We start from the raw sequence: 23354 nt of genomic DNA on the forward strand, positions 1-23354 counted from the left end.
GGTATTCAAGATAGCGAGCCGCTAAAAACAAACTTGCCATAGAGCAAATAGGCACTAGCCTTAGAAAATAGCTTGGCTATAGCGCACATTGTGACGGAAGGAAGAGTAATGCGAAGTTCAAAAAGTATCACAGCGTTAGGATTGATGTTGGCCTTGGTGAGTGGCGCTAGTATTGCGGCGCCCAATCATACGCCAGCGGATGCAGGGGTCATCAATAAAGAAAGGATCCTTTATTGGTTGATCAAGCGGGGCGAAGTCTCCGCGGATGCCAGCGACAGCGTTAAGCAAGCGGCCGTTGAAGCCTATATTGCCCGTGCCAGCCTAGCCCAGCCCAAAGAGCCGAGAATGGTGGTTGAAGCCGAGCATGACAGGCTACAAAAAGTGAAGTCGACGGCGATGATGCGCGCGCCCGCACAGCGGGTGTTAGCGGATGCCGACGTGACCAAAACGGTGAAGGTATTAACCGTACTGATTGATTTTCCTGATTTAAAGTATAACAACAATGGTTTTACTGCGAGTGATACCGACATGTATTACTCAAGTTACCCTGCGTCTCACTATAAAAATTTACTCTTCTCCACCACTGGTTTTAATGGTCCCCAGGGGCAGACCTTAGACTCGGCCTATCAATATTACCAGGCTGTCTCGGGCAAGACTTTTTCCTTCACTGGCGATGTTAAAGGTTGGTATACCGCGAGCCAAAATGCCGATTACTATGGCGCGAATAATGCTGGCAGGGGAAGCGATGCAAATGTGACTGAGCTGGTTAAAGAGGCGGTCAGCCAAGCGGTTGCCAATATGTCGGAGGCGGAGCTCGCCACCTATGATATTGAAGACCCATACGATTTAAATGATAACGGCAATCTAAACGAGCCCGATGGCATAATTGACCATGTGATGATTTTCCACTCGAGTATTGGGGAAGAAACAGGGGGCGGTAAATTAGGGGACAACGCGATTTGGTCGCACCGTTACTATGTTGACCAGAGCACGCAAGGTTATAGCCTACCTGGGTCGACCAAAAAACTCTTTGGTTACACCATACAACCAATCGATGCGGCGACTGGGGTATGTACCCATGAGTTTGGTCACGATCTGGGCTTGCCCGATGAGTATGACACTACAGAAAACGATAACCAAGACGGCTCACCAGTGGGTTATTGGTCTTTAATGTCTTCGGGTAGCTGGACTGGCGCTCTTGCGGGTACTAAACCTAGCGGTTTTAGCCCCTACGCGCGTTCCTATTTACAGAAAAAATATAAAGGTAAATGGCTGAATGAGCGTGAAATCAGCTTAGACAGTATTCCTAGATCTGGCATGGAAGTGACACTGAATCAGGCGTCAAATCAAGACGTAGTAAACCAGATATCGATTCCTCTCCCCGCTGCACAAATTGCCTTTAAAGCACCCTATCAAGGGAGTTACCAGTATTATTCTGGCCAAGGAAACATGCTGAGCAACAGCATGAGCTTTACGGCAAATTTGCCGTCGACGAGTGAAAAATTCACGCTTGCGATGCAGGCGAGTTGGGAGATTGAAGCCGACTACGACTATATGCAGGTCAAAGTGAACGGTGTGGCGATTGCGGGCAATTACACTAAGCCCGTCAACGCGATTAACAGCGCTCGACATATTATTACGGGTAAATCATCGAGTATTTCGACAGCAGTAGACAGTGATGCTTGGGTGGGGTTGGAATATGATTTATCAGCCTACGCAGGCAAAGCTGTGACGATTGAATTGAACTATGTGACCGATGAAGGGGTGAGTGAATCAGGTATTACTATAGACAATATCAGTATCAAGCAAGGTGTAACTGAGCTGTATGCCGATAATGCCGAGGTTGCTGGTCAAGCCACTCTGGCAGGTTACAATCGTATTACCGACACCCGTCCAGGCCCTGCATCCCGTTATCTTATTCAGTTACGCAGTCACAATGGTGTCGATGCCGGATTAAAGAGTAAAGGTTTTGATCCCGGTGTACTCCTGTGGTTAGAGGATTTTAGTTACTACGATAACAACGTGTCTGATCATCCTGGCCGTAGTTTGATAGGAGTGATTGATGCGGATCAGAATATGATTGGCACTAATTCTACCGATGTGCAAATCCGTGATGCGGCCTTTAGTACGGTAAGACAAACGGCATATCTTGGCGACACTAAGCTTGAGCCTGTGAGCCTGTTTGACGATAGTTTCGATTACAGTGCACCGCTCCAACCTCAGTCGGGGATGGTGCTTCAAAAACTGGGCTTGACGATGCAAGTGGTCTCTCAAGCCAGTGATAACAGCACTGCGGTGATCCGTTTAGCCAATGCGAATGCCGATCCTGCGTTAGCTCCCTTAACGGCGGCAATCACTCTGAACCAAAGTGGCTTAACTGCTACTGTGGCTGCTGTGGTTGATGGTGGCGAAGGCGCATACACTTATGCTTGGGATTTTGGTGTTGCGGGAGCGACCAGTACTTCAGCGTCGGCGACTTATACCTACGCGAATGCAGGAACCTATACACTGACCTTAACGGTAACCGATGCCAAAGGCACAATCGCGACTGCCACTAAAACGCTTGTGGTGAGCTTGCCTTTAACGGCTGGCTTTAGTGTCAGTGCTAACCAACTTACGGTTAACTTTAGCAACACCTCGGCAGGTGGCGTTGGCAGCCTAAGCTATACATGGAACTTTGGCGATGGCACTTCTAGCACTTCGGCATCGCCAACCCACACTTACACTCGCGCGGGCACTTACACTGTCACGTTGACGGTGAAAGATACTCAAAACGCTACCGCGAGTAGCAGTTCAAGCGTTACCGTGACAGCACCAACTACGCCAGTCGAAACCCCAAGTAGTGGCGGTGGTGGTAGCTTAAGCTGGCTGAGCCTAGTGTTGCTCGGTGGCTTTGCGTGGCGCCGCCAGCGCCAATAAGCGGATGTGTTAACGAAAAAATGCCTCTGATTTAGAGGCATTTTTGTTTTAGCTTAGCGGTTAGGGTTGTAGCCTAGCCATCGCTTGTACTGCGGCCGGGAGGAACATTTCGCTGACAAACATTTCCTCCTCGTCATGGTGAAAATATCGGCGTCGGCCCCAGAGCTCGTGTTCGACGTTTTGCGCTAAGCTTTGAGCGAGTTGGGCGAGGCGACTGTCGGTGGTAAAGCGGGCTATTTCGATGCGACCGGGCACAAAACTGTCTTGGCTAAACAATAATTCGCCCAGAGGACGTGTACCTAGGCCTAAAAAATCGGCTTGGCGGGTCGATAATAAAGATTGCGGGATCAAGGTTCTAGCAAATACCCAAGGCACAGAATCGAGGCAGAGTAACACTTCTCGCACCCAAACGGCATTTTGCTTGGGATATTCGCCTTCGAGCGGGGCACATTGGCCTTCACCGAGGATTTTGACTTCGAATTTATCGCAACAGCCCTTGAGCTTTTGTGTCAGGCTTCCCGGTGCCAGCAACCATTCTTTAAGGGGAGAAGAAGGAAGATTTTTGGCATTATCGGCACAAAACCATTGAATAGATTCGCCATAGGGAAAGCTTAAGCTGGTCACATTCATTAAATACTCGTTACAATATAAGCAAACGTCGGCAGTCTACCAGATAGATTGGGAAGTTTCTTCCATTGACCATTATTGTTTTTAGGGAGCCGTAAACCAATATGAAAAAATTATTATCAGCCTGTCTGATCTTGTTCACTGTTGTGTTTAGCGCATATGCGGCCGACGAGAAAGAAGCGGCTCCTGCAGCGGAGTACGCCTATTACGGTTTTGAACCTGAAATCGTGACTAACTATATTTCAAACCGCAAAAAGCTTGGTTTTGTAAAGATCAGTGTCGAGTTGATGGTTAAGAGTCCCGATGATTTAGTGATCGTTGAGCGCCATGATCCTCTGCTGCGGGCGGCGATTATCGAAGTGCTGGGCAATCAGGCTGAAGAAAAAGTTAAGTCCCTCACCGGACGTGAAGAAATCCGCCGTGAATGCTTCGATATGGTGAATAATCTGCTGACCAAAGAAGCGGGTAAACCCTTAGTGGTCAACCTGTTGTTTACCTCCTATCTTTACGATTAATCTCGCCAATATGCTAAGGGCTGATCCTTGGATTAGCCCGCCCTTGTTGATAAGTCATTATGCCTAAACCCGTCAATAAAACTGCCGCTAAACCCGCGACCTCAGCCGCGGGTAAACGGGGCAAGCCAAGCGCGCCTAAGTCAGTGGTCAAACCCCAAGTTGCTAAGCCGAAAACGGTGAGTAAGCCTAAGGCAAAGCGCGGCGAGAAGAAAAGCTTACATCCGCGTAATTTGCATATTAATGGCTATGACTTTCCGGCCCTGATGGTGAGTTTTCCTAAGCTAAAAACCTTCGTTCGGCCCACGCCCTACGGCGCCTTATCTATCGATTTTGCCGACCCCTTAGCGGTAAAAACCCTGAATGCGGCTCTCTTGAAACATCATTATGGGCTGGCATTTTGGGATATTCCCAAGGGCGCGCTTTGCCCGCCAATCCCTGGGCGGGTCGACTATCTACATTACTTGGCCGATCTGTTATTTGAGGGCGGTAAAGTTAAGCGCTCTGCGGCGATCCATGCCTTAGATATAGGCACTGGGGCGAATGGTGTTTACGCCATCCTAGGTCATCAAGTGTATGACTGGCAGTTTGTCGCCTCGGATATTAATCCTCAGTCGCTCACCAATGTGCAGCGGATTATCGATAATAACCCGAGTTTACAGGGGCACTTATCCTTAAGGCGGCAGCAGGATGAAAAGGCGGTCTTTAAGGGAATCATTCAAGCTTCAGATCGCTTCGAGTTAACTCTGTGTAATCCTCCCTTTCATGGCTCGTTAAAGGAAGCGAGTGAAGGCTCGCTGCGCAAGGTGCGTAATCTGCAACTCAATCGTGGTGAGCAGCCTAAAGCGAACAGCGCGACCTTAAACTTTGGTGGTCAGGCGGCGGAGTTATGGTGCCAAGGGGGAGAAAAGCAATTTTTAGCCACTATGATCCGCGAGAGCCACGCGTTTGCCGAACAATGTTTGTGGTTTACCAGCTTAGTGTCGAAGCAGGAGAACCTTAAGCCTTGTTATCAGGCTTTGGAAAAGTTGGGTGTGGATACCGTAAAAACCATTGAGATGCAGCAGGGCAATAAGGTCACTCGGGTGCTCGCATGGAGTTTCCATTCGCAGGCTAAACGTTTGCAGTGGCGTAATCAGGTCGTCAGCGGGACATAAAAAACAGGCGCCGAATGCGCCTGTTGTTTTACTCAGCCTCAATTACTGGGCTTTTTCCTGTGGATGGTCGCGGCGAAATAGCGCCCACTCATCAATTTTTTCACCGCTTGGCAAAGTACAAATGCCATGTTCACCTTCAGCAGTTTTCTGGATTTCCGAAGTGCCACCCAGTGAGACGCAATATTCGGCGGCTGGATTGGCGATTTGCACCTTAGCGCCTGCTTTGGCTTCAGTTTTTACTTCTGCGGGCGACTGAGTTGCAGGCTCAGTCTTCTCGCCGCAGCCGACTAAGCTGCCGCACATAATCAGGCCGATTAACAATGGTGATGTTAACTTCATGCTGTTTTCCTTGTCGTTGAGTGACTTATTTACGTCCTAAAATCCGCAAAATACGCAGAAATAGGTTGATGATATCCATATACAAAGCGGCGGCACTGTCGACGGCATTATCGACAGTTTTCGGGATTTGATTCGCGCGGCCCCAATCGTAGCCAATATAGCCGCAGAAAATGAGCACAACTATCCAATCCAAAATGCCGTGGTGGGTTTTAAAGATAAATATTTCAATCAGTTCAACGACTATCACTAATAACAATGCGATAGTCAGCACCCCGACGATTTTCTGGAAGAAGGCAGGGAACATAGTTCCTAAACACATCATGGCGATAGTGACTAAGCCCGTTATCCGAATCGCTTCGGTCACTAGCTCTGGGTCGTACTGGCTAACGACCATATTAATGATCAAGCCGAAGGGCACGACCACAAAGTTGTAACCAATAAAACTGACGAGGGGATTGCTCGACGATTGAAATAAGTAAATCCCAAAGAAACACGAAGCGAAGTAACCGATAAAGAAAATCCACGGGTTAACGCTGGCAATTGCTTGGGGGTCGATATGGCTGACCATTATATAGTTCACGGCAAAACCCCAAAGTAGGGTTAAGCCAATCACTAAATTATAAAGACCGGCACCTATAAGAGTGTCATTGGTCGTGCGGCGGTCGAATACGCTGTCTCCAGAATCCATTTGATTTTTATATCCTTAGTTGTTAAAAGTAAGCTAGTTACTGACTGCAAATTTTGCAGTGGGGTTGTTTAGGGAGTTTCATTTCGCGAAATTCCATGGTCATGGCATCGATCATCAAGATTCGTCCTGCGAGTGTCTTGCCCATTCCTGCAATTACTTTAATGGCTTCAACCGCTTGCAAGCAGCCGACCATGCCAACTACTGGGGCGAGAATGCCAGATTCGACGCAGCTGAGTTGCTGCTCGCCAAAGAGTGAACTAAAGCAATGATAACAAGGTGTTTGTGCTTGATAGTCGAAGACAGTAACCATGCCTTCCATACGAATCGCGGCGGCTGAGACCAGTGGTATTTTGTGCTTAAAACAGCTTTGATTTAACTGCTCACGCACACTGACATTATCGGTGCAATCGACCACGATACTGTGGCTGGCGACTAAGGCGTCGATCTCATGGTCATCCAATACCGCATTGATGGTATTGATTTTAACGTGAGGATTGAGCCGATTAAGGCTCTGCTTGGCCGACTCGACCTTAGGTTGACCGATAGTGGCGTCTTGATGCAGCACTTGGCGCTGTAGGTTAGAGAGTTCGACCGTATCGAAATCCACTAAAGTTAGCTCGCCAATGCCTGCAACGGTTAGATATTGCCCCGCCGCGCAGCCTAAACCGCCGGCGCCAATCATCAAGACTTTGGCGAGTTTTAAGCGTTCTTGACCATCGATATCCATCGCCTTGATTGAGATTTGGCGACTGTAGCGGGTGAGTTCACCGTCGCTGAGGATCTCTAGTTGTTCATTCATCGAGGCGTACCTTAGCAGAGCACTGAATTAAAAGGTTCAACCGTCACTTGCGTGCCCACAGCCGTGTCACCTTGGAATTGCTCCAGCAGCACGAAACAATTCGCCAGACTCATAGAGGTCAACATGCCCGAACCTTGGCTGCCCGTGATGGCCACTTCCAATTCGCCCTGGGCATTGCGGGATAAAATGCCGCGCTGATACTCGACGCGGCCAGGCTGTTTACGCACTGGGGTTGTCAGGGTGGCGGACAACATCAGTGGCGCTTTCGGGGTTAAGCCCTGCATCTTATTCAGAATAGGCCAAACCAACTTGTAGAAGGTCACCATGGAAGACACAGGATTGCCCGGTAAACCGCAGAATACCGCCTTGCCTATGCGTCCCATGGCGAAGGGTTTACCCGGTTTAATCGCTAGTTTCCAGAAGGTGATTTTGCCCTCTTCATCAAGTATTTGTTTGGTGAAGTCAGCTTCACCGACCGAGACGCCGCCCGAGGTTAACACCATATCCGCTTGACTTGCTGCATGGCGAAATGCGTGGCGAATCGCCTCTGGGTCGTCGGCTATTACGCCTAAATCCAGCCATTCCACATTGGCGCGGCTGAGTAAACCTTGGATGGAATAACGGTTTGAATCGTAAATTTGTCCCGGCGCTAAGTCACTGCCGACGGGGCGTAGTTCATCGCCTGTGGAGAAAAACGCTACTTTGAGTTGGCGGTAAACCCGCACCTGACTCACGCCAATGGTGGCTAATACGCCCAGTTCTGCGGCTTTAATTTCGATGCCCGCTTTCAGCACTTTAGTGCCTTGCAGCAATTCCTCACCACGGTAGCGAACATTGGCGCCCTTAGCTTTAGGGTGATTGATTTGGATTTGGTTGCCCTGTGCTTGGGTCTCTTCCTGCATTTGCACTGTGTCATAACCCGCGGGCACGGGCGCGCCCGTCATAATGCGCACGCAGGAGTGAGGGGGGATTTCACCCTCAAAACCATGGCCCGCGAAGGAGCTACCAATCAGGGTTAATGTGGTTTGATTGGTGTCAGTCGCTAAATCGGCAAAGCGAAAGGCGTAGCCGTCCATCGAAGAGTTATCGAATGGCGGCAAATCGATACAAGAGGCCAAATCCTCCGCTAAAACGCGGCCAAGCGCGTGGGGAAGAGTAACGACTTCTGTGTCTGACACTGGGCTAACCTGCTCAAGCAGAAGGGGAATGGCTTGATCTGGATGCATTAAGCTAGGTTGCGAACAAGGATCGGCTTTCACGGACATCGGGTCTTCCTTATGGGCAAAAGATTGGGCAAATATGGGGGCTATTATGCCACGCTGTGCTTGCTTGGCTATGATCTGCATAGGAGTTTATGTGATTTGTCAGACAGTTTCCCCCTTAAGTGTTGCCTAAGGTGAATCCTTCTACTCTGTGATTTTGCACTACAGTTCAGGCGGCGCTAAACGCGAGTCGATGAACAAATGAAAATCATTTTTATCAACTAATCATTAACTTAGCTCAATAAACAAAGGTAAATTTTGTTGCTTTTGGCGACGCCCTTCATGACAATGTGTGCCAAGATTTCAGTTCGAATGCCCAAGAGGATTAACTATGCTGTCTGCAACCATGATCGAAAAGTTGAATGAACAAATTAATATGGAGTTCTTCTCCTCTAATTTATACCTGCAAATGAGTGCATGGTGTGAAGATCAAGGCTTTGAAGGCGCAGCAAAATTTATGCGCGAACATGCGGATGAAGAGATGGGCCACATGCGTCGTTTGTTCACTTATGTGAGCGAAACTGGCGGCTTACCGCTACTGGGTGCAATTGAAGCGCCGCAGTCGCAGTTTGATTCGCTGCTGGCGTTATTCGAGCTGACCTATGAACAAGAGCAACTGATCACCAGTAAGATCAATGCCTTGGCTCATGCTGCCTTTTCAAACCAAGATTATTCGACCTTCAATTTCCTGCAATGGTATGTGGCCGAGCAGCACGAAGAAGAAAAGCTGTTTAAGTCGATTGTCGATAAGATCCGTTTAGTGGGCGAAGATGGTAAAGCACTGTTCTTTATCGATAAAGATTTAGCTAAGTTGGCATCAAAGGGCGGTGAGAGCATTATGAACCCCCAAAGCCAGCCACAGGCCTAAGCGCCATTGTGATGATAAAAAAGCAGCCTAGGCTGCTTTTTTTATTGGCGATCATTCAGCTTAATGAGCCTTATATCAACTGTTTACGCACTTCTCACGCTGCTCTAAGTGCAACATTTTCGGCAAGGTCTGGCTGAGTAATGGGGTAATCTCATCGAATGGCAGCGGTTTAGAGAGTAAATAGCCTTGTGCATAGTGGCAGCCTAAGTCACGCAAAAACTTCCATTGGGCCTCGGTTTCGATTCCTTCGGCGACAAGCTCCATCTCAAGACTTTGCCCCATCATCACAATGGCCTTGACCAGATTGGCGTTAGAACAGTTTTCGAGGGCGTGCTCGACAAAGCTGCGGTCAATCTTGATCACCGAAATCGGGAATTTCTTCAAATAACTCAATGATGAATAGCCAGTGCCAAAGTCATCGATATAAATCTGCGAGCCTAAGTGGCGGATGGATTCGAGGGTGCTTAAGCAGTGGCTGGCATCACCCATCAGCATGCTCTCGGTGATCTCGATATGCACGTTTCTAGGATTGATATGGTGACGGTTAAAGCATTCCTGCAACACTTGGTCGAAGCCGATACCCCGGGTGTTTATGCACTGACGGCTGGAGACATTGATGGCGACATTCAGGTTGAGTCCCATATGCTGCCATTGTCTTAAATCGTGCATGGCTTGGTTGAGCACCCATTCGCCCATAGGTTCGATAAGCCCTGTCTCTTCGGCGATAGCGATAAACTGGTCTGGCGGGATCAGCCCTAAGTCGGGATCTTGCCAGCGGATCAGCGCCTCAACGCTGCAGATTTGCCCCGTCTTCATATCGACAATCGGTTGATAAAATAGGGTAAATTCATCCTGTGCCACGGCGCGGCGCAGCCGTTGTTCCAGCTCCATGCGGGCAAACATGGCTTGGTTCATGCCAGAGGTAAAGTATTTAAAGTTATTCCGCCCAGCATCTTTGGCCTGATACATGGCCATCTCGGTATTGCGGGTCAGCGAACTCACATCGAGCCCGTCCTCGGGGTAGACGCCGATGCCGAAGCTGGCCGAGATCTGGATTTCCCGCTCATTTAAGTTAAAGGGCGTGGCTAAGGTTTCAATGATCCGGCTCGCCATATGCTCAATCGCGAACTCATTGGTAACGCGGGGGAGGATAAGCACAAATTCGTCGCCACCGATGCGGGCGACAAAGTCGTTCTTACCAGCAATATTTTCCAGCCGCTTAGCCACGTCTTGCAACAAGAGATCGCCCGTCGCATGGCCTTGTACATCATTGATATATTTAAATTGGTCTAAGTCGATCAGCAGAATCGCCAGCTTACGGGAGTCGTGTTGGGCGAGTTGGATTTCATGCTGCAGGCGCTCGTTAAACAACTTACGGTTGGGGAGACCTGTTAAGGTGTCGAAGTTTGCCTGATACCAGAGGTCTTGTTCGTACTGCTTGCGCTTACTGATATCCATAAATAAACCAATATGTTGGATTATTTCGCCCTGTTCATTACGCACCACAGTAATGGCGAGGTACTCGGGATACACTTGGCCATCTTTGCGTTTATTCCAGATTTCGCCTTCCCATTTGCCCTCTTTATGCAGCGCTTCCCACATGGCGGTGTAGTAATGATGCGGGTGGCGATTCGAGCTTAAAATCGAGGGGCTGCGGCCCTTCACCTCTTCGAGGCTATAGCCGGTGATCTGGCTAAAGGCGGGGTTAATCAACTCGATATGGTTATCGGCATCCGTGACCATAATGCCTTCGGCGGAATAGTTAAATACCGCGGCGGCTCGGCTTAGGGCGTGGTTGGCTTTTTGGCGCTCGCTGATCATCCGATTCATGGCTTGTGCCATGCGGGCCAGCTCGTCGGTGCCAGAGGCATCGATATTGATATTGAGCAGCGGATCGGCGGCCATTTGCTGCATATCATTGGCAATCTTAGTGATTTTGACCATAAAGCTGCGAATGATTTTGCGCCCGAGCCAGAGGGTAATTGCCGCGGTAAAAATCGCGGAGAATAGATATAACCCGAGCAAACTTAGTGACTTAGTCTGCTCAACCTCACTCTGATGCGCCATTTTTTCGGTGATTTCATCACTGATGGCGTGCAACTTATTGATCCTATCGCTGGTGAGTGACCACCAGTGCTTGCTGCTGACGGGATGTGGCGGCATAAGCAATTTATTGATGGCGGCACTTAGATCCTGATCATCCACTTGGATAAGGGCGCTGATTTCTTCGAGTGATAGCTGTTGATGCTTTAACTGCTGCAACTGGGTCATGCAGAATTGATATTGATCTATGCTGTCTTCGATGGTTTTTACCGCAGGCTTAAGCTCAGGAATATTGCGGATCTCATGATTTAGCTCATCGAGATTGAGCTGAATAATCGATAGCGCCTTAGTAAATCGTTCCAGCGCGGCACTGTTTCCCTTAATCAAATAGTCTTGAAAACTGTCAATTAAGCCACCGTAGCCTAAATGGGCATTGATATTTTGCACTAAGGTACTGACGCGGATTTGCTGTTCGATGCGTTGGCTTATCTTGAGGATACGCAGGTTTTCGGGGGAGGTTTGTACCTTGCGGATTAAGGATTGGCGGTCGGAAATCGAGGCATTGCTGGCATGTTCAACTGCTTGGCCATATTCGTACATTATGGTGCTGATCGCGCGGTAGTCGTTAATGCTCAGCGTCTGCGACTGTAACATCCGATTAATCGCATCGCGCTCTTTTACCGCCAGCTGTTGCACCATGAGTATATTGAGCAAATCCGTATAGGCCCTAGATTGGCTGATATTGCTGGTTTGTAGCTGTAATTGCTGGATAAGTTTGACCAATTCAGTGTTGAACTGGTTGTATAAATCGATAAATGCCTTGGGATGTTGGTCTAAAGCCTCTTGGCGACCCGAAGCCAGTTTATGGCTCAGCAGTGTCAGGGTATTGAGCTGCTCCTGCAACTGCACGGCGGCGAGTTGATTGCGACCCAATGCGGACATCAAGTTGCTTAAGGCTGAGCCGTTGAGCAGGGTGTCTAAGGCATTGGATGTAATCTGTTGCTGCTGTAGGAGGCGAGTTTCTTCTTGGGGGAGCGCGGGGGCTGAAAGCTGGGCGCTGAGGCCATATTCGTTATGCAGTTGGTAGAGTAGTTCGGTGGTTTGGGCGGTCGCTTGGATTGCCAGATGATTCTGATTGGCGGAGCGATATTCCTTCACTAGCACATACATCCGCGACAATACAAAAATACTCATCATCAGCAAAGGTAGCAGTGAAAACAGAATCAACTTCTGCTTCAGGCTGAGATGCTGTAGCGTGGATGGCATGTAAACTTACTCCTACTTCTGCCTGGTTGGAGACATAAAAAATCAAGGCATAACCTTGATATGTTGAAAGCGAAAAAAAACCAGACACTGGGTGTGGATATTTAACATAGAAGCAAGAGGGTCGCGACCCCTAGTTTATGGATATCTAATCTAGCTCACGAAATTCAGTTATTTATTATATATAACTAACATACTATTTCTATTAGTGTATTTACTCACCTAGCAAACAAATAAATTGCCTGTCTGTGATATCCGATGGGATTTGATACAAAAGCTAAGATTTTGTGCCAAGGATAATCAGCAAATAAAAAAGGACGTGGGCAGGGCCAACGTCCTTTAAATCGAATTTCGCTTGTGGGGTTAATTAGCCAACGTTAGCTAATAACGACTTACGGTAAACGACGATATCTTCAATCGTCAGCACTGGCATATTGTGCACTGCACCAAAGGCGATAATTTCTGGCAGACGCGCCATAGTGCCATCGGGATTGGTGACTTCACATAACACACCCGCAGGCTTGAGTCCGGCCAGTTGCATTAAATCGATAGTGCCTTCGGTATGGCCACGGCGAGTTAATACGCCGCCGGGTTGGGCGCGCAGTGGGTACACATGGCCTGGGCGAGCTAAATCACTCGGCTTAGCATTGTCGGCTATAGCAGCTTTAATGGTGGTGACGCGATCCGCAGCCGAAACGCCAGTGGTAACACCCACTTTAGCTTCGATACTCACGGTAAAGGCAGTGCCATATTGGCTCGAGTTGTTTTCGACCATAGGTGGTAGCTCAAGGGCTTTGACCTTTTCATCTGGTAAACACAAACACACGATACCGCTGCATTCGCGGATCAGCATGGCCATTTGCGCATTGGTCAGTGACTCGGCGGCAAAAATTAAGTCACCTTCGTTTTCTCTATCTTCGTCATCGACGACCAACACACCTTGGCCTTGGCGCAGGGCTTCAAGACCCGCTTCAACGCGTTCGATAGCAGTACCAAAAGGAGCAAGTAAAGACTGATTCATGGTTAATATCCTTCAAAAATACGACATGGGAATTTCCAGAATCAGGGCGTGCAGAAATACAGCTTTTACCCCAAAGGGGATTGAGCTGTAGCAATAGACCCATTTAAGCTCAATGGCTTACGTCGGCAATTGCAAAATATGAGGCTAACATTCAGATGGTGGTAGCTTTCGCTCATTGGCTGAAACGAAGCGCCTGCATCCTAATGTTGTCTTACATTCTCTTCCATCCGGACTCAGTACCTTTGCAATGTATGCAAACAGTCCATTACCGTCGGCTCTGGAATAGTAGCGCTCGATAGGCGTTAACCATAACGAGACAAGCTAAGTCACCAGATCTGCTGACCCCGAAATTGCGTTCGGGCGCTCGCGGGCTTTAGTGGGAGTGAAAACGGCTCACGACACTATTTACCGCCGGTGGGGAGTTTCACCCCGCCCTGAGAATTGTTGTTAGGCCTTAGCCTAAAAACGCGGTTATGTTGCGCCTATTTAGTTGGAATGGCAATAAAATCGCGCCATCAATTGGGCAATGTTTGCGCAAGCGCACAACTAGCCGCCAAGCTTAAACCAGCATCATCTTTAGGAAACTCGCAACAAGCGCTAGCTTGGGTATATCATATCCGGCACATCAACTTATTGGCTTGCCGTCGTGCCCCACGATGGTGTTTGAACGTCACAAGGACGTATAAATGCGCACTCTGCTGCTTACTTTAGGTCTCGCTATGCTATTACCCGGTTGCTCCACTCCAAAAGGGCAAGTCTCTGCGCCCGTTGCGGAAAAAATTCCCCATGTGATGACCTTGCACGGGGTCACGCGCACCGACGATTACTACTGGATGCGCGACGATAAACGCCAAGACCCTAAGGTATTGGCGCATCTGAATGCCGAAAATCGTTACACCCAAGCCTACTTTAAGCCGCTTAAGTCATTACAGGATGGGTTGTTTAACGAGCTGACTGGGCGCTTAGTGGCCGACGAGTCGAGCGTGCCTTACCAATGGCACCAGCACAGCTATTACCGCCGCTACCAAGAGGGCGGCGAATATCCGCTGATCGCCCGCAAAGGCAGTGACGGGGTTGAGCAAATGATGCTGGACGTGAATGAGCGCGCTAAGGGCCATGAGTTTTATGGTTTAGGTGGCGTCAGCGTCAGCCCGGATGAAACCATGTTGGCCTTCGGTGAAGATGTGTTAAGCCGCCGCGTGTATAACATCTACTTTAAAGATATTGAGTCTGGCGCCATGATCACCGATGTGCTTGAAAACACAGAGGGACGCATCGTTTGGGGCAATGACAATCGCCATGTGTTTTATATCGCCAAGGATCTGCAAACCCTGCTGGGTTACCGCGTATATCGCCACGAACTCGGCACGCCACAATCGCGCGATGTGTTGGTGTATGAGGAGCAAGATGATGCTTACTACATCTCCCTCGGCAAGAGTTTAGACGAGTCGCAAATTGTGCTGTTCCACGAGAGCACCACAACCAGCGAAGTGTCGGTGCTGGATGCTAACGATCCCCTAAGCCTGTTCAAACCTGTGCTGGCGCGGGAAGAAGGCCATGAATACAGCGTCTCGAAACTGGGCGACAGCTATTACATTCTGACTAACTGGCAGGCAACCAACTTCCGTTTGATGAAAGTGGCGATTAAGGATGCCGCCGATAAGTCTAAATGGCAGGAAGTGGTTGCCCATAATCCTAATGCGCGCATCGAAGACGAGCTGGTGCTGAAGGATTATTTGGTGATTCAAACCCGTGAAAATGGTCTAACGCGTATTAAAGTGATGCCATTCAATGGTCAAAAGCCCTTTGAGCTGAGTTTTGACGAGCCCGCCTATGTGCTCGGTTTAGATGTTAACGCTCAGCAAGATAGCGATAAGTTACGGATTTTCTACTCGAGCCTGACTACGCCCGAGGCGATTTATGAGTACCACTTAAGCAATCCCGATAGACGCGATCTACTCAAGCAGGAACAAGTGCTCGGCGGCTTCGATGCCAGCCAATATCGCGCCGAACGTTTATTTGTCACCGCCCGTGATGGCGCTAAGGTGCCAGTGTCCTTGGTGTATCGTAAGGATAAGTTCAACAAAGACGGCACCAATCCTCTGTACCAATATGGTTATGGTTCCTATGGTTACACAGTAGAGCCTGACTTTTCGTCGTCGGTGATCAGTCTGCTCGACCGCGGCTTTGTATATGCCATCGCCCATGTGCGCGGCAGCGAAATGCTCGGCCGCCCTTGGTACGATGCGGGTAAGTTGCTGAATAAAAAGAATACCTTTAATGACTTTATCGATGTCACCACCGCCTTAACCGAGCAAGGTTATGGCGATAAAAATAAAGTGGTGGCCTCGGGCGGCAGTGCTGGTGGGCTGTTAATGGGCGCGATTGCCAATTTGGCGCCTGAAAAGTACTTTGCCATTGCAGCACACGTGCCCTTTGTGGATGTGGTTACGACCATGCTCGATGAGTCGATTCCGCTCACCACCAACGAGTACGATGAATGGGGTAATCCAAACGAGAAGACCTATTTCGACTATATGCTCAGCTATTCGCCCTACGACAATGTTGCCGACCACGAGTACCCACACCTGTTGGTCACCACAGGTTTGCATGATTCACAGGTGCAGTATTTCGAGCCTGCAAAATGGGTAGCAAAACTGCGTGAAGTGCAAAATAAATGGTACAAACTGGACGATAAGGTGTTGTTATTCGACGTCAATATGGATGCTGGTCACGGTGGCAAGAGTGGCCGTTACCGTCAGTATCAAGACACGGCGCAGGAATATGCCTTCTTCTTAAGCCTGCTCGGCATGACTAAGTAGGCGCCAACGGGTGACCGATTTAGTGATTGAAGCCGCTAATTCAACTCCCTCGGCTAGCCTCCAAAAAGGGGCTAGCCAAGCTCCAGCTGTTAACCAAACTCAGCTTTCGAGCAAGCCAGAAGCGCTAGGGGCTGAGCAAGCTGTGACTTCGGAGCAAGGCGTAACATCAGAGATAGAACAAGTCTCGATGTGGTATCTGTACCTTATCCGCTGCGCCAATGGCCACTTGTACACAGGCATCACCACTGATGTTGCACGTCGCTTTAACGAACATCAATCAAGCAGCCCCAAGGCAGCAAAGTACCTGCGTGGTAAAGGGCCATTAACCCTGATGTATCAAGAGCAAGTCGGCACCCGCAGTGATGCACTCAAGCGTGAGATCGCGGTTAAGAAACTGAGTCGTGCTCAGAAGTTGGCGTTGATTGAATCTGCTGAACATAGATAGTGCGAGATAAAAGAGCTAAATCATTGGTGTACACGTGTAATGATTAAGCACTGCCATTTCAGTGACACGCCGCCCTTTCATTTAACAAGAAGTATCCCTATAGGCTCGACCGTGACATCTGCTGCATAAGGAAGTGCGAATGCCGCGATCACATGGATGTGAAAGAGCGGCCATATCGCCAACGGTCACTTCCATGCCTGTGCTTAATCCCGTTAACCTCGGAGTGTTCTGTTAGCCTGCACATATCCTGATTCTGTTATTAGTGTAAGAAAAATAGAGCAGCTAAAAGAAGAGTTGAAATGGAACTTGCTCGTTTAAATGTCATTTCTTGTGATGGTGTATTTATTGTAATTCTGATAAATTTATTTTATTACAAGTTATTAAACATATGCACTTTACTGGTTTTATGAGGTTAACGCTCATGCGAACTAAGACGTTATGTTTCAAAGGAAATTGTGCGTCATATATGTTTTTAAAAAAATGTGTATTTATAATTTCTCTTTCAATAATATCTATATCGTGTGCGCCTGTAGTTCGAGATTACTATAAGCCAATATATAGCGAAGGAGTTACATACAGTAGTGGCTGTGGAGGTTCTGGTCCTGCGAATAAAATATCAATACAGCTTAGTGATGGTGTTGAACTCGAAGTATCTAGCTCGAGTTCAGCAAAAAATAAGAGATTTAAGAATTTTCATTTTTCAGCTTCAATTATTGCTCCATCCGGAACATATTTTCAATTCGAGAGCGATGAAATTGTAATTTCTGACAATACAACAAACAAAACATGGAGTGTAAAGATAGCTGAATTAATTACACAGGCGGAGAATATTCCAAACGCTAATTCTGATGAGTCAGCTAAGAGTAATGGATATTTCAGTGTAATTCCAACATCAAAGATAACTGGTAATACCTTTTTTGGTTATAACACATTATTTGGTAAAAAGTACTTTAATTCGGGTGCATCAATAAGTATTTTTTCGAGCGATATTGAGTATAAATTGGAAGATTATTCTGTCCAGTTACCATCCATTATTATAAATGGTAAAAAATACACTATTGAACCCATAAGGTTTTTACATGTGCGAAGCATAGGTATAGACCCGCTAAATTGTTAATTTTATATGTTTTCCTGGCATCAATCAGACATTGTAATTACTAATCATGGATGGCGTAAATGTTACTAAAAGTGTTATTGCTTCTCAGTTTTATATTGAATGGTTACTTGGTTTTTTGGTTCGTAAAGCACAGTTACACCATTGAAGCTCACTCTAGATTAATGCGTGATAGTTTTGTTTTATCCCAATTTGTTAACAGCTCAATTTCCAAAGACGAGCTTTTAAGTATTGCAAAATCAAAAATAGGCATCAAGAAAGTAAAAGAACAATATAATAATCAATCGTGGGACGATAAGAAATTTGCATCGTCTGTAATCATCGAGGGTATTAGCTTCTTTTTTAACGATAAAGATGAATTAATGCAAGTAGACCACTGGTACAAAGAGTGTTCACCTTTATGGGTAAGAACGTTTTAACAAACAGATTATAAGTAGTTTATCAGAATATCGATTGCTAAATTACCTTACCGAAAAATAGGGCAAAAAGTCAGGACAGGCATTCATCGGTTATCAATGGTTGCACCAAATCCAGCATTGTTGCGCCAGTGACATTCTAAAACATGAGAACGGCGAGTCACTGGTGTGGCTCATATAAGAGCGTGCGAAAGCCTGCGGCAGGCAATTAGGGAATACTATAGCCAGAAGCCAGCCTCTCGAGCTTTTACCGAAACTAAGTTTTGCCGTGGAACTGCCCATAGGCAGTATCGATGCCGCTGCTCCTTATGTATTTAAGGTTGCTTGTAGCCAGTCAATAAAGTGTGCGTTATGCCGATTGCTTAGTAGGGCTTTATTGGGGATGTAATAGCAAAGCGATGATTTTACAGCGTTAGGGCTAACGGCTTGCAATATCCCAGCCTGTACATATTGTTGGGTGAGCGTGGTAGAGCTAAAGACCCAAGCTTGCCCTGCGAGCGCCTGCTGAATACCAAACAACTCCTGATCATAGTATTTGATATCCAATCCAGAGTCTTGCAAGCCTTGCAGTGCCAACCAGTCCGTTAGCGGCGGTGGTGGTAAGTTATTATTTTTCCACCTTGTTGTGTATATGGTCAGAGGTTTAGGACCTGCTGGCAATGATGCCGCCGCTGGTGTGGCAAACATATTAAAGAACTCTGTTTTTAATACATCATTAGGATGTTGATGGCGCAGATCCCCAAAACGCAGCGGCAGTGTAAAGGCATCATGCTGCACATCTTCGCCTGTCGCGACTTCAACTTGGGTTTGTGGGTAAGTCGCGTAAAACTGTTGTAGTGCCGGTATCAAGACCAACGCTGCAAGTGACGATGTGGTGGCGACCTTAATATGGCGTCCAGTACTCGCGATATCGTCCAAGGTTTGATTTATGGCCTGAAATCCTTGAGTGGTCACGGTGGATAAACGCTCACCAGCCGGCGTTAAACTAATGCGTCTGGCTTGGCGTTGAAAAAGCGCGACATCCAAGCGCTGTTCTAGATTGTTGATATGGTGCGATATTGCGGTCGGTGATAGTGATAACTCTAGCGCTGCCAATTTAAAACTGCCGAGTCTAGCTGCTGCTTCAAATGCTTTTAACGCTTGTAATGAAACCTGCATAGTCATCCGCCTTCGATAAGTATTAGGTGAAAATAGATGAGTTTGGCTCACCTGTAAATGCGTTTTAGTCGTTTGTCTGTCATTCGCTGAAAAACCACAATAGCTGGGTATTTTCAGCTAAAGAGAGATTCAAGATGACACATATTCTTCATATAGATTCAAGCGTTAGAGCTGTGTTAAACGATAATCCAGCTCATAACTCTATTTCTAAACAATTGGCAGAACGGTTTATAGCTAGCTTTAAAACTCACTGTGCTACAGCTGAGTATACTTACCGTGATGTCGGGATGAATCCACCAGATTTTATCAACCAACAGTGGATAGGTGCGGTGTTTACGCCGGAGGCTAAACGCTCTGCGGCGCAGCGGCAGCAATTGGCATTATCGGATCAATTGATTGCGGAGGTGTCAGCGGCCGATCTGATTGTGATTTCTGCACCTATGTACAACTACGGTATGCCTGCTCAGCTAAAAGCTTGGTTTGATCAGATTGTAAGGATTAACAAGACCTTCGATTTTGACTTGAACCGTGGCGATACCCCTCTAGCGCCATTACTGTCAGGCAAAACCTTAGTGATTCTGACGTCCTGCGGTGAGTTCGGCTTTGAGAAGGGTGGTGTAAACGAACGGCATGGGCATTTGGTGCCGCATTTACGTACCCTGAGTAAGTATTTGGGGGTTGAGCAGATTTTTGAAGTCGCCTCTGAATATCAAGAGTTTGCCGATAATCGACATCGGCAATCGTTACAGCAGGCACTGGTAAAGTCCGCAGCCATGGGGTTACAACTAGCACAACACTACGCAGGGGAAGCGACTGATGTGTAATCACTTTTTACCTGCGGTTAACCACACCTTGGCGTTGGCGCAAAAGGAAGTCGAAGGTACAGGCCTGCCGTTTTCGGCTGTGATTGTGGATGAGTCTGGGCGGATTGTGGCTGAAGGGGTGAATCGGGTACAGGCGCTGCATGATTGTACCGCCCATGCTGAAATCCAAGCGATACGAATGGCGACTCTGCTACTTAAACAAGTCAGCTTGGAGGGCATGACATTAATCGCTTCTGGTGAGCCCTGTGGATTTTGTTATATGGCGATACAGCTGGCCAAAATCAGTCGGGTCATCGTCTTAGTCGATCGCCACGAAGCTTGCCAATATGGCTTTGATTATCGTTGGACCTATCAGCTATTGCAGGAGTCGAAATTGCAAATTGAGATCAGTAAATGGCCGCAGTTGAATTATCGGCTTCAGCCATTTCGCCAAAGTTCTATTGGGTTAGCCTCAATCGGCATGTAGGTCAGTGGTATGGTTTGCGGCAGTATGACTTGCCGCATTCACTAAGGCTTTAAAACGAAGGTCGCTTTTGCACAAAGGTGTGAGTGCTTCGGCTTTATTGAGATACTCCAGCGTGGTGCGAATAGCGTCTTGATGATGGCTACATTCCCTAAAAATACGCTTTGCAATCAACAGATGTAGCTGCTGTTGGTTCAATGCGGCATGCTCATGCTGCATTTGTAAAATAGTCTCCTCTAGGGAAATGGGAGGTATTTCTCCTAGGTTGACGAGGAAGGTTTTGGCGACTGATCTGGCGTGTGAGAAATAGTCCGAGTGCGCATCTAAGGCGTAAATATGCTCGAAAATGTGTTTAGCGAGGGCTGTATTACCATTGTGATAAAAGGTTTCGCCATCAAAACAAATATCCCCTAGTCCTTCCATTATTTCTCTTGGGTTATCCGATTGAGAAAGCGATTCAATTTCTTGTTGGTATTCCGAAAACCGATCCATATTTTCGACCTTACAGGCAATACTGCGTGACTTTGTGACTATCGAGCGGGAAGGTGAATTATCTTAACAAATTCGCGGAGTTAAAGTCTGGTTATCGCAAATTTAAGTTTTATGGTCTCACAAAAAAAGATGCCACTACAAGGGGTTAGTGGCATAAAGTGCATAAGAATGTCCATGGAACGGTAACGCAAAAGGGGTGGGTAGAAGACTGACATTTGGTTGGGTACTGCAACATCAGTCTCTACGCCGGGAAGTTGGTGGAGCGGTAACGCTGTTGGTCAACGGGCTTAGTGTTTACTGACTGGGCCATCGATTTTATCGAAGCTCACATCCCCTGAACCTGCCGAGAGAATGGTTAAGCCCTTAGTGTTCACCACATTGATATCGCCTGAGCCATCGTTGATGGTGACAGTGTTTTGCACATTGGCGACGTTGATTTCACCAGAGCCATCATCGATTGTGATACTGCCTTTAATATCATTAACTTGGATACCGCCAGAGCCATCGACAATCGCCAGATTACCGTTGACTTGGCTGACTTCAATCGCACCAGAACCATCGTCGATACTGACATTATTGCCGCCATGGATAGCCAGTTCGCCCGAGCCATCTTTGACCTTAATATCCGCAGTCATCTTGTTGATCAAAATCGCACCCGAACCATCGTCTATGTCCAGCGCTAATCCGGCGGGCACTTGTAACTTAAGGTCGATATAGGGTGAGTAATTGCTAAAGCTGCTATGGGATTCAAAGTCGGCCTTAAGCTGGGCTTTGTTGGCCTTTTTCTCAAGGGTGAGAATGACTTTGCTATCGTCATTGCTATAGATATCAGCGACTAGCTTAATTTGGGTTAGGCCTTCGACACCGATAATTTCAAGACTGCCCGCACCCGTTTCGGCGACGAGTTCCTGTAGGTCTTGAGCATCTAGGCTGAGTTCACGTTGTTGGTGATCTAAATCCGGCATACCAGCGGCGTTCACATTAATAATGCAGCCCGTGAGTGACACGCCAACCGTAAAGAGGGCGACAAATCCGAGGGTGAATATAAAAGGGCGTAGTGACATTTTCTTCTTCCTTGTTATCGACACTCGACGACCGACTGAGTGCTGAGCTATTAGCGATAAGCTTGATATCAGTCGAGATTGCACATCCTATGCCAATTTTAAAATGTATTAATAATCATGTAGATAAGTTAAATGTGTCCGCTTGGACGAGGGCGGACATGTCCGCTGAATGAGTGATTTTTCCCAAAGAGTGGTGAAATTAATCACTTATTCGGTTAGCGTGTGTCGATTCAGCCCGCTTGGCTAATCGCATGACTAGAAAGGACTCATATGGATTACTTAACGACCAATACAATCGCTTGGGATGCCCGCACTCGAGTGCACTTAACTTCTGATTTTTATGATGTTGAAGGCTTTTTGAGTGGCAACACATCCTTAACGGAAATCGAGCTGAGTGAGCTTGCGGTGGCGGGCAAAAGTCTACTGCATCTGCAATGTCATTTTGGTTTAGATTCCCTGTCGTGGGCGCGAATGGGCGCAAAGGTGACTGGGATCGATTTATCCGAGGTGGCGATTGCTGAGGCGCGCAAGCTGGCGCTGCAGACGGAGTTGTCCGCCGAGTTTATCTGTAGCGATGTCTACAGCGTAGCGGGCAAGGTTGAGCCGCAAGATATTGTTTTTACCTCCTATGGCGCGATTGTGTGGCTGCCTGACTTAACACTCTGGGCGCAGACCATTGCGGCGTGTTTAAAGCCCGGCGGACAGTTTTATATGGCTGAGTTTCATCCGGCGCAGCAGCTATTTGATGGGTATAGCTATTTTAATCGGGGTGAGCCAGATATTGAGCAGGAAGGGACCTATACCGAGAATGCCGGTGATGAGCAGCAGACCTTAATGTGTTGGTCCCATAGCTTGTCTGAGGTGATCAATGCCTTATTGCAGGCGGGTTTAGTGTTGGAGTTCTTCCACGAGTTTGCGTTTAGCCCCTATAACTGTTTCGAAGGGCTAGAGGCGCAAGCCGATGGCCGTTATGTACTCACACACCAAGGGCAACAGGTGCCCTTGGTGTATAGCATTAGTGCGCGTAAGCCTGCTTAATCCTTGCCGTTTTTAACGCA

Annotated in this window: 21 protein-coding genes and 1 riboswitch; of the genes, 11 read left to right on the forward strand and 10 right to left on the reverse strand. The window is 47.7% G+C overall.

Annotated elements, in window-relative coordinates; all coding sequences use genetic code 11:
• Positions 1-108: 108 nt before the first annotated feature.
• Positions 109-2919: an immune inhibitor A domain-containing protein gene (locus ACUZ8J_RS00865; RefSeq protein ID WP_446692817.1), complete on the forward strand. Its 2811-nt coding sequence runs from the start codon at positions 109-111 to the stop codon at positions 2917-2919.
• A 60-nt stretch (positions 2920-2979) separates the two neighbouring features.
• Here ACUZ8J_RS00865 and ACUZ8J_RS00870 read toward each other — a convergent pair whose 3' ends face one another.
• Complete coding sequence (locus ACUZ8J_RS00870) at positions 2980-3549, reverse strand: chorismate--pyruvate lyase family protein (RefSeq protein ID WP_086902881.1); 570 nt, start codon at positions 3547-3549, stop codon at positions 2980-2982.
• 101 nt (positions 3550-3650) lie between these two features.
• On the opposite strand from ACUZ8J_RS00870, the gene ACUZ8J_RS00875 reads away from it, so the two are divergent.
• The gene (locus ACUZ8J_RS00875) at positions 3651-4061 is read left to right on the forward strand and encodes a flagellar basal body-associated protein FliL (protein ID WP_446692818.1); all 411 of its coding nucleotides are present in this window, start codon (positions 3651-3653) and stop codon (positions 4059-4061) included.
• A gap of 59 nt (positions 4062-4120) precedes the next feature.
• On the forward strand, positions 4121-5215 hold the full coding sequence (rlmF, locus tag ACUZ8J_RS00880; protein ID WP_446692819.1) for a 23S rRNA (adenine(1618)-N(6))-methyltransferase RlmF: 1095 nt from the start codon (positions 4121-4123) through the stop codon (positions 5213-5215).
• 42 nt (positions 5216-5257) lie between these two features.
• Here rlmF and ACUZ8J_RS00885 read toward each other — a convergent pair whose 3' ends face one another.
• The 4 genes from ACUZ8J_RS00885 to moeA are packed head-to-tail and all read right to left on the reverse strand — an operon-like array spanning position 5258 to position 8306.
• Positions 5258-5554 carry a putative hemolysin gene (locus ACUZ8J_RS00885; RefSeq protein ID WP_446692820.1) on the reverse strand — a complete coding sequence of 99 codons (297 nt, stop codon included), beginning with the start codon at positions 5552-5554 and terminating at the stop codon, positions 5258-5260.
• A 25-nt stretch (positions 5555-5579) separates the two neighbouring features.
• Complete coding sequence (locus tag ACUZ8J_RS00890) at positions 5580-6242, reverse strand: Bax inhibitor-1 family protein (RefSeq protein ID WP_446692821.1); 663 nt, start codon at positions 6240-6242, stop codon at positions 5580-5582.
• Between the two features lie 37 nt (positions 6243-6279).
• Complete coding sequence (moeB, locus tag ACUZ8J_RS00895; protein ID WP_011624757.1) at positions 6280-7041, reverse strand: molybdopterin-synthase adenylyltransferase MoeB; 762 nt, start codon at positions 7039-7041, stop codon at positions 6280-6282.
• 11 nt (positions 7042-7052) lie between these two features.
• Positions 7053-8306 carry a molybdopterin molybdotransferase MoeA gene (gene moeA / locus ACUZ8J_RS00900; RefSeq protein ID WP_446692822.1) on the reverse strand — a complete coding sequence of 418 codons (1254 nt, stop codon included), beginning with the start codon at positions 8304-8306 and terminating at the stop codon, positions 7053-7055.
• A gap of 328 nt (positions 8307-8634) precedes the next feature.
• Here moeA and ftnA point away from each other — a divergent pair, with 328 nt between their 5' ends.
• Positions 8635-9171 (forward strand): non-heme ferritin, encoded by a 537-nt coding sequence (gene ftnA / locus ACUZ8J_RS00905; protein ID WP_446692823.1) that lies wholly within the window; start codon positions 8635-8637, stop codon positions 9169-9171.
• Between the two features lie 75 nt (positions 9172-9246).
• On the opposite strand, the gene ACUZ8J_RS00910 is transcribed toward ftnA, so the two are convergent.
• Both ACUZ8J_RS00910 and ribB read right to left on the reverse strand, forming a co-directional pair.
• On the reverse strand, positions 9247-12480 hold the full coding sequence (locus tag ACUZ8J_RS00910) for an EAL domain-containing protein (RefSeq protein WP_446692824.1): 3234 nt from the start codon (positions 12478-12480) through the stop codon (positions 9247-9249).
• A gap of 364 nt (positions 12481-12844) precedes the next feature.
• Positions 12845-13498 carry a 3,4-dihydroxy-2-butanone-4-phosphate synthase gene (gene ribB, locus ACUZ8J_RS00915; RefSeq protein WP_446692825.1) on the reverse strand — a complete coding sequence of 218 codons (654 nt, stop codon included), beginning with the start codon at positions 13496-13498 and terminating at the stop codon, positions 12845-12847.
• Positions 13499-13709: 211 nt separating this feature from the next.
• Positions 13710-13944: riboswitch (FMN riboswitch) on the reverse strand.
• 240 nt (positions 13945-14184) lie between these two features.
• On the opposite strand from ribB, the gene ACUZ8J_RS00920 reads away from it, so the two are divergent.
• From ACUZ8J_RS00920 to ACUZ8J_RS00935, 4 genes are all read left to right on the forward strand, one after another.
• Complete coding sequence (locus ACUZ8J_RS00920; protein ID WP_446692826.1) at positions 14185-16320, forward strand: S9 family peptidase; 2136 nt, start codon at positions 14185-14187, stop codon at positions 16318-16320.
• 10 nt (positions 16321-16330) lie between these two features.
• The gene (locus ACUZ8J_RS00925; RefSeq protein WP_446692827.1) at positions 16331-16765 is read left to right on the forward strand and encodes a GIY-YIG nuclease family protein; all 435 of its coding nucleotides are present in this window, start codon (positions 16331-16333) and stop codon (positions 16763-16765) included.
• 466 nt (positions 16766-17231) lie between these two features.
• A complete protein-coding gene (locus ACUZ8J_RS00930) occupies positions 17232-17882 on the forward strand; it encodes a hypothetical protein (RefSeq protein WP_446692828.1) in 651 nt (216 codons plus the stop codon).
• A gap of 59 nt (positions 17883-17941) precedes the next feature.
• A complete protein-coding gene (locus ACUZ8J_RS00935) occupies positions 17942-18298 on the forward strand; it encodes a hypothetical protein (protein ID WP_446692829.1) in 357 nt (118 codons plus the stop codon).
• A 303-nt stretch (positions 18299-18601) separates the two neighbouring features.
• Here the strand turns inward: ACUZ8J_RS00935 and ACUZ8J_RS00940 are convergent, their stop codons facing one another.
• Entirely contained in the window at positions 18602-19453 is an 852-nt protein-coding gene (locus ACUZ8J_RS00940) for a LysR family transcriptional regulator (RefSeq protein ID WP_446692830.1), read from the reverse strand.
• 134 nt (positions 19454-19587) lie between these two features.
• Here ACUZ8J_RS00940 and ACUZ8J_RS00945 point away from each other — a divergent pair, with 134 nt between their 5' ends.
• Together ACUZ8J_RS00945 and ACUZ8J_RS00950 are read left to right on the forward strand one after the other, a co-directional pair.
• Entirely contained in the window at positions 19588-20277 is a 690-nt protein-coding gene (locus ACUZ8J_RS00945) for an FMN-dependent NADH-azoreductase (protein ID WP_446692831.1), read from the forward strand.
• On the forward strand, positions 20270-20743 hold the full coding sequence (locus ACUZ8J_RS00950) for a nucleoside deaminase (protein ID WP_446692832.1): 474 nt from the start codon (positions 20270-20272) through the stop codon (positions 20741-20743). The genes ACUZ8J_RS00945 and ACUZ8J_RS00950 overlap by 8 nt, the downstream gene beginning before the upstream one ends.
• On the opposite strand, the gene ACUZ8J_RS00955 is transcribed toward ACUZ8J_RS00950, so the two are convergent.
• Complete coding sequence (locus tag ACUZ8J_RS00955; protein ID WP_446692833.1) at positions 20729-21232, reverse strand: hypothetical protein; 504 nt, start codon at positions 21230-21232, stop codon at positions 20729-20731. The genes ACUZ8J_RS00950 and ACUZ8J_RS00955 overlap by 15 nt on opposite strands.
• Positions 21233-21519: 287 nt before the next feature.
• The gene (locus tag ACUZ8J_RS00960) at positions 21520-22296 is read right to left on the reverse strand and encodes a DUF4097 domain-containing protein (protein ID WP_248968700.1); all 777 of its coding nucleotides are present in this window, start codon (positions 22294-22296) and stop codon (positions 21520-21522) included.
• A gap of 270 nt (positions 22297-22566) precedes the next feature.
• Here ACUZ8J_RS00960 and ACUZ8J_RS00965 point away from each other — a divergent pair, with 270 nt between their 5' ends.
• Complete coding sequence (locus ACUZ8J_RS00965; RefSeq protein WP_279774903.1) at positions 22567-23334, forward strand: class I SAM-dependent methyltransferase; 768 nt, start codon at positions 22567-22569, stop codon at positions 23332-23334.
• Positions 23335-23354: the final 20 nt, after the last annotated feature.

Source organism: Shewanella sp. Koi 1 (assembly GCF_052907445.1).

Coding starts and splice junctions, on each gene's coding strand:
- ACUZ8J_RS00865 (WP_446692817.1), top strand. CDS start 109: ATGCGAAGTTCAAAAAGTATCACAGCGTTAGGATTGATGTTGGCCTTG.
- ACUZ8J_RS00870 (WP_086902881.1), bottom strand. CDS start 3,549: ATGAATGTGACCAGCTTAAGCTTTCCCTATGGCGAATCTATTCAATGG.
- ACUZ8J_RS00875 (WP_446692818.1), top strand. CDS start 3,651: ATGAAAAAATTATTATCAGCCTGTCTGATCTTGTTCACTGTTGTGTTT.
- rlmF (WP_446692819.1), top strand. CDS start 4,121: ATGCCTAAACCCGTCAATAAAACTGCCGCTAAACCCGCGACCTCAGCC.
- ACUZ8J_RS00885 (WP_446692820.1), bottom strand. CDS start 5,554: ATGAAGTTAACATCACCATTGTTAATCGGCCTGATTATGTGCGGCAGC.
- ACUZ8J_RS00890 (WP_446692821.1), bottom strand. CDS start 6,242: ATGGATTCTGGAGACAGCGTATTCGACCGCCGCACGACCAATGACACT.
- moeB (WP_011624757.1), bottom strand. CDS start 7,041: ATGAATGAACAACTAGAGATCCTCAGCGACGGTGAACTCACCCGCTAC.
- moeA (WP_446692822.1), bottom strand. CDS start 8,306: ATGTCCGTGAAAGCCGATCCTTGTTCGCAACCTAGCTTAATGCATCCA.
- ftnA (WP_446692823.1), top strand. CDS start 8,635: ATGCTGTCTGCAACCATGATCGAAAAGTTGAATGAACAAATTAATATG.
- ACUZ8J_RS00910 (WP_446692824.1), bottom strand. CDS start 12,480: ATGCCATCCACGCTACAGCATCTCAGCCTGAAGCAGAAGTTGATTCTG.
- ribB (WP_446692825.1), bottom strand. CDS start 13,498: ATGAATCAGTCTTTACTTGCTCCTTTTGGTACTGCTATCGAACGCGTT.
- ACUZ8J_RS00920 (WP_446692826.1), top strand. CDS start 14,185: ATGCGCACTCTGCTGCTTACTTTAGGTCTCGCTATGCTATTACCCGGT.
- ACUZ8J_RS00930 (WP_446692828.1), top strand. CDS start 17,232: ATGTTTTTAAAAAAATGTGTATTTATAATTTCTCTTTCAATAATATCT.
- ACUZ8J_RS00935 (WP_446692829.1), top strand. CDS start 17,942: ATGTTACTAAAAGTGTTATTGCTTCTCAGTTTTATATTGAATGGTTAC.
- ACUZ8J_RS00940 (WP_446692830.1), bottom strand. CDS start 19,453: ATGCAGGTTTCATTACAAGCGTTAAAAGCATTTGAAGCAGCAGCTAGA.
- ACUZ8J_RS00945 (WP_446692831.1), top strand. CDS start 19,588: ATGACACATATTCTTCATATAGATTCAAGCGTTAGAGCTGTGTTAAAC.
- ACUZ8J_RS00950 (WP_446692832.1), top strand. CDS start 20,270: ATGTGTAATCACTTTTTACCTGCGGTTAACCACACCTTGGCGTTGGCG.
- ACUZ8J_RS00955 (WP_446692833.1), bottom strand. CDS start 21,232: ATGGATCGGTTTTCGGAATACCAACAAGAAATTGAATCGCTTTCTCAA.
- ACUZ8J_RS00960 (WP_248968700.1), bottom strand. CDS start 22,296: ATGTCACTACGCCCTTTTATATTCACCCTCGGATTTGTCGCCCTCTTT.
- ACUZ8J_RS00965 (WP_279774903.1), top strand. CDS start 22,567: ATGGATTACTTAACGACCAATACAATCGCTTGGGATGCCCGCACTCGA.